Annotated in this window: 4 protein-coding genes and 1 pseudogene; 1 reads left to right on the top strand and 4 read right to left on the bottom strand. The window is 73.8% G+C overall.

What is annotated here, in order from left to right; genetic code table 11:
• A partial coding sequence (locus E1284_RS38325) for a hypothetical protein (RefSeq protein ID WP_207924201.1) occupies positions 1-798 on the top strand: 798 nt, incomplete at its 5' end.
• A 49-nt stretch (positions 799-847) separates the two neighbouring features.
• On the opposite strand, the gene E1284_RS38320 is transcribed toward E1284_RS38325, so the two are convergent.
• The 4 genes and pseudogenes from E1284_RS38320 to E1284_RS42185 all read right to left on the bottom strand — a co-directional run.
• Positions 848-1,798 (bottom strand): electron transfer flavoprotein subunit alpha/FixB family protein, encoded by a 951-nt coding sequence (locus E1284_RS38320; protein ID WP_131945042.1) that lies wholly within the window; start codon positions 1,796-1,798, stop codon positions 848-850.
• A gap of 23 nt (positions 1,799-1,821) precedes the next feature.
• Positions 1,822-2,601: an electron transfer flavoprotein subunit beta/FixA family protein gene (locus tag E1284_RS38315; protein ID WP_131945041.1), complete on the bottom strand. Its 780-nt coding sequence runs from the start codon at positions 2,599-2,601 to the stop codon at positions 1,822-1,824.
• 275 nt (positions 2,602-2,876) lie between these two features.
• Entirely contained in the window at positions 2,877-4,184 is a 1,308-nt protein-coding gene (locus tag E1284_RS38310; protein WP_131945040.1) for a protein kinase, read from the bottom strand.
• 17 nt (positions 4,185-4,201) lie between these two features.
• Positions 4,202-5,053 (bottom strand): annotated as a pseudogene (locus E1284_RS42185) (hypothetical protein); the annotation flags it as partial.

Raw genomic sequence — 5,053 nt, 5'->3', positions numbered from 1 at the left:
GGGCAGGGCGTGGTCGGCGCACTCGGGGCGAAGGGAGTGGCGGCCGTCGCGGGCGGGGCCGCGGCCGTGGCCGTGGGCGGCGGCGCGGCGGTCTACGTCGCCGTCGCGGACGACGCGCCGAAGCCGGTGACCGTCCGGCTCGCGGCCTTCACCGAGCCGCAGCGCGAGATCCGCGCCGGGACGACGTTCCAGGCGCGCGGCCGGATCGTGCGGGTCACCGGCGGCGACGCCGCGCTCCGGCAGAAGATCAACCGGGCGCTGCGGGCGCCGCTGGAACGGCGCTGGGCCAAGGTCCGCAGCGGCCTGCAGGGCATCGGCAGCGGCCCCTACACCGACGTCGTGACACCGCAGGTCCTCATGCGCGGCGACCGGCTCCTGTCGGTCTGGTACACCGTCGCGCTCAACGGCGACCGCGGGACGGGCTGGGACCAGTCGCAGGCGGCGACCGTGGACCTGCGGACCGGCGCCGCCTACGGGCCGCAGGAGATGTTCCGCGATCCGTCCGAGCAGGGCCTGAAGCCGCTGGACGCGAAGATCGAGCCGCATCTGCGCGGCGGCGCCTACTGCGCCGGCGACGTCCCGCGCGGAACCGACAACCCGTCCGCGTTCGTGAAGTCGGGCGAGGTGACCATGGCGCTCACCCCGCGGGGCGTCCGCGTGGCCTTCTACGGCTCGCTGCTGGGCTACCCGTCGGCCTGCGGTCTCCAGGAGGCGGTCGTCCCGTACGCGGAGGTGGGCGACATGCTGAGGCCCGCGCTGCTGAAGGCCGTCCCGTACCCGTCGCCGGCGCGCTCGTGAACGTGCGGCGGCCCCGGCGACGAGCGTCGCCGGGGCCGTCCGCGAAAGATCACTTGCGCTTCGTGATCTCCTCGGTGAGCTGCGGCGCGACCTGGAAGAGGTCGCCCACGATGCCGTAGTCGACGAGCTCGAAGATCGGCGCCTCGGGGTCCTTGTTGATGGCGACGATGGTCTTCGAGGTCTGCATGCCGGCCCGGTGCTGGATGGCGCCGGAGATGCCGACCGCGATGTAGAGCTGCGGCGACACGGTCTTGCCGGTCTGGCCGACCTGGAAGGAGTGCGGGTACCAGCCGGCGTCGGTCGCGGCGCGGGAGGCGCCGACGGCCGCGCCGAGCGAGTCGGCCAGCCCTTCGATGATCTTGAAGTTCTCGGCGCCGCCGACGCCGCGGCCGCCGGAGACGACGATCGCGGCCTCGGTCAGGTCCGGGCGCTCGCCCTTCTCCTGGACGACCTTCTCCACGATCTTCGCGCCCTTGTCGGCGTCCGACAGCGCGACCGACACCTGCTCCTCGGCCGGGGTGGCCGCGGCCGCCTCGGGGGCGACCGAGTTCGGCCGGACGGCGATGATCGGCGTGCCGGTCTTCACCTTGGCGTGCGCGATGATGCCACCGCCGAAGATGGAGTGCTCGCCGACGAATCCGTCGGTGACGTCCACGACGTCGGTGAGCACGCCGGAGCCGGTCTTGACCGCGAGGCGGCCCGCGATCTCCTTGCCCTCACCGGTCGCGGCCACCAGCACGGCGGCGGGCGACTTCTCGCTCACGAGCTGGGCGAGCAGCGCGGCCTTCGGGGCGACGACGTAGGAGGTCAGCTCCTCGTCGGCGGCCACGTAGACCTTGCCGGCGCCGTACTCGCCGAGCTTGTCCTTGGCGCCCTCGTAGCCGGGCCCGACCCATACCGCGGCGGCCTCGCCGAGCCGGTTCGCCAGCGTCAGCAGCTCGAGCGTGACCTTCTTGACCTCACCGTCGACATGGTCGACGAGGACGAGAATCTCAGCCATTGGTCTCTAATCCCCTTCCCCGCTCAGACGAACTTCTTCGAGGCGAGGAACTCGGCGATCTTCGCACCGCCGTCGCCCTCGTCGGTGACGATCTCGCCCTTGGCGCGCGGCGGCGCCTCGGCGAAGTCGACGACCTCGGTGGCGGCGTTCGCCAGGCCCACCTGGGACGCGTCGATGCCAGCGTCGCCCAGGCCGAGCGTCTCGACCGGCTTCTTCTTCGCCGCCATGATCCCCTTGAAGGAGGGGTAGCGCGGCTCGTTGATCTTCTCGACGACGCTGACGACCGCGGGCAGGCTCGCCTCGACCCGGTCGAAGCCGTAGTCGGTCTGCCGCTGCGCCTTGATGGACGTCCCGTCGATCTCGACCTTGTTGGCGAGCGACACCTGCGCGGCGCCGAGCCGCTCGGCGAGCATCGCGGCGAGCACGCCGGTGCGCGCGTCGGTGGACTCCGAGCCGAGGACCACCAGGTCGAAGCCGGTGCGGACGAGCGCCTGCTGGATGGCGTAGGAGGTCTGCAGCGCGTCGGAGCCGGCGAGGCCGTCGTCGACGAGGTGCACGGCCTTGTCGGCGCCCATGGCGAGGGCCTTGCGGATCGAGTCGGTGGCCTTGCCGGGACCCATGGTCAGGACGGTCACCTCGCCGCCGTGGGCCTCCTTGATGCGCAGCGCCTCTTCGATCGCGTACTCATCGAGTTCGTTGATGACCCCGTCCGCCGCGGCGCGGTCGAGCGTGCTTTCATCGGACTTCAGCTTGCGCGGGCTCTCCGTATCGGGAACCTGCTTCACCAGGACGACGATGTTCATGGCCGGTGGCCGACCTCCCTGCACTCAGTTGGCCGCTTGGTGAGCGGCAGAGGGGCGCCGCCCATGACGGGTCGACGCGGACGTGCGTTTTCGAAGTCACAGCCTGCCAAATACCCGAACGCCCTTCGGAGCCGGGTCCCTGATTCGGCCGTGCACAGGCAATGTTACTAACGAGTAGCCTACTCGCAAATCCCAGTTCGTGAGACCTTACCCACGTATACGGGGCGTTCACGATGCCTTCGGCGTCCCGAACCGGACGTGACGCACTTCACGCTCTAGAGCCCGCTGACAGCGTGCTGGAGGCGGTCGAGCGAGCGCTCCAGCGCCTGCTGCAGCCCGTACATCGGAGCGAAGCTCGGGTCCAGGGTCATCGCCGCGACCCCCGCGAGCAGGGCGAGCGCTCCGAGCCCGGCCGCCGCGGCGGCGACGAGCCGGGGACGCCGCGCGAGCGGCAGCAGCATCCGCTCCAGGCGCCGGCGCGGTGCGCGGACGCCCGGCGCCGCCCACAGCACCGCCGCCCCGGCCCCGGCGCCGAACGCGCAGGCCCGGAGCGAGTCGATCCGCCCGCCCACCGCCGACGCCGCGACCAGCACGAGCGGGACGGCCGCCGTGACCACCGCCGCGTACGGGACGGTCAGCAAGGTCCGCCCGAGGGCGCCCGCCGGGCCCTGCGCCCCGTCCTCCGGCCGCGTGTCCGCGAGGCGCAGCAGCGTCACCGCCGCGAGCGACAGGACGAGCCCCGCGATCGGCGCGATGATCGCGACGGCGATCGCGACCACCACCACCAGGGCCGTGAGCAGCCGCGCCCATCCGAGCGCCACCCTCATCTCGGGAGCCCGCGCGTCGCCCTCCGTCCCGGCACCGGTCAGGGTCTCGGGCCGTGGAACGGGCTTCGCCGGGCCCGTCTGCCGCTCGGCCGGCGGACGGGCGGCCGGGACGGCGGGCACGGCGGGGAGGTCGAGCCGGGAGGCCGCCTCCGCCAGATCCTCCGCCGACGGACGCGCCCCGGGATCGGGATGCGCGGCCGCTTCGACCAGCGGTCGCAGGGCGGCCGGTAGCGCGCCGGCGGGGGCGTCGAGCCGTCCGGTGGCGGCGAACGCCACCGTCATGGCCCACGCACCGACGTCCGCGGCGGCCTCGCCGGCGACGGCCAGCGCGAAGTCGACCACCACCGGCGCGTCGTCGACGACCAGCACGGTGCCCGGCCCGAGATCGCCGTGCACAAGACCCGTCCGGTGGACGGCGGCGAGTGCCTTCGCCAGCCCGAAGGCCAGGAGGCACAGCGCGTCCCCCGACATGGGGCCGCGCTCGGCGACCGTCTCCGCCAGCGGCCGCCCCGGCACGAACCGGGTCACGACGTAGGGGCGCGGGCCTGCCGTCTCGCAGTCCAGGACGTCCACCACGTAGGGGCTGAGCACCTCGCGCATCCGCTCGGCGTCGGGCGCCGCGCCGGGCGGCAGCAGCCGGATCGCCACGTCCCGCCCGTCCGGACCGGCGGCGCGGTGGACCGCGCCGCCGTCGCCCAGCCGCGACAGAAGCCGGTACGGGCCGATGTGCGCCCGATGGCTCGTCTCACCGTTCATGAATTCGCCTGAACCGGTCACATTCCGGGGATGTTGGACACCAGGTCGCGGACGTCCGCGCGCAGCCCCTCAAGGCTCTGGCTCATCCCGTCCAGCGGGGTGGTGTCGGGCGGCTGCCGCTGCGACAGCCCGACCAGCACCCCGGCGAAGACGCCGAGGATCAGCGCGCCGGCGAGGGCGGCCTCCGCGCGCGGCAGGAGCGCGCCCCAGATCCGGGCGAGCTGCCGCCGGGGCGCGCCGCTGCCCGGCGCGAGGCACAGGAGCCCGATCACCGCCATGGACGAGTACGCGATGGCCTTCGACGCCGTCATGTCCGACTGCGCGAAGATCAGCACGCCCAGCATGATCAGCCCGGCGATCAGGCTGAGCGAGGTCCACAGCACCGTGGACATCAGCGCGCCCGGCAGGTGCAGCGGGGTGCGGAACGCGGCGGCGACGGCGTCTCCCGAGCGGGGGCCGCGCCGGGTCTGCCGGCCCTCCATGCCCTTGGCGGCCTTGTCCCCCGCGCGCAGCACGAACACGCCCGCGACGGTGACGCCGAGGGCGAGCAGCGGCGCGATGTTGGCGAACCCGAGCAGCGCCACGAGGACGATGAAGCTGAGCACCCGGTACCAGCCGTACGGCTTGCGGCGGTCCCGGTCGGCGCGGTCGGCCCGGTCGCGGTCGGTGCGGGCCTGGTCGGCGACGCGGCGCTGCGCGTCCTGCGTCTGCGGGTCGTAGGGGGCGCGCTGCAGGGCGCCCGGCGGCGGCTGGTTCGGCGGCGGCCCGTAGGGCGGGTACGCGCCCTGGCCGTAGGGGTCGGGCCGGCCGTAGCCGTGCGGCCCGAACTGCTCGCCCGCCTTGACCTGCGGGGGCGGCGGGGCCGGCGG

The organism is Actinomadura bangladeshensis (genome assembly GCF_004348335.1).
Taxonomy (GTDB): Bacteria; Actinomycetota; Actinomycetes; order Streptosporangiales; family Streptosporangiaceae; genus Spirillospora; species Spirillospora bangladeshensis.
The sequence above is the reverse complement of the archived record's forward strand: the minus strand, read 5'-3'. Positions and strand labels throughout refer to the sequence as shown.

Excerpts from the sequence above, each read along its gene's own strand:
- E1284_RS38320 (WP_131945042.1), bottom strand. The coding sequence starts at position 1,798 with ATGGCTGAGATTCTCGTCCTCGTCGACCATGTCGACGGTGAGGTCAAG.
- E1284_RS38315 (WP_131945041.1), bottom strand. The coding sequence starts at position 2,601 with ATGAACATCGTCGTCCTGGTGAAGCAGGTTCCCGATACGGAGAGCCCG.
- E1284_RS38310 (WP_131945040.1), bottom strand. The coding sequence starts at position 4,184 with ATGAACGGTGAGACGAGCCATCGGGCGCACATCGGCCCGTACCGGCTT.